Genomic DNA, 243 nt, shown 5'->3' on the forward strand with positions numbered 1-243 from the left:
AGCTCCGTTTGATGTACGTTTGCCTAAAAAGGACGAAAAAGGTGATAATATTCACACGGTAGTTCAACCTGATTTATGTGTAATTTGTGATGAAAGCAAATTGGATGAACGTGGCTGTATTGGAGCTCCTGACCTTATTATCGAAATTCTTTCGCCCGGAAATTCGAAAAAAGAAATGAAAAACAAGTTTGAGCTTTACCAAGAATCGGGTGTGGAAGAATATTGGATTGTAAACCCAACGGA

The 243-nt window shown here is 38.3% G+C and carries 1 protein-coding gene; it reads left to right on the top strand.

Going from position 1 to position 243, the window contains the following annotated elements; genetic code table 11:
* A partial coding sequence (locus CCAND38_RS02365; protein ID WP_042343559.1) for a Uma2 family endonuclease occupies window positions 1-243 on the top strand: 243 nt, incomplete at both ends.

Origin of the sequence: Capnocytophaga canis, from assembly GCF_000827555.1 — a bacterium.
GTDB lineage: Bacteria > Bacteroidota > Bacteroidia > Flavobacteriales > Flavobacteriaceae > Capnocytophaga > Capnocytophaga canis.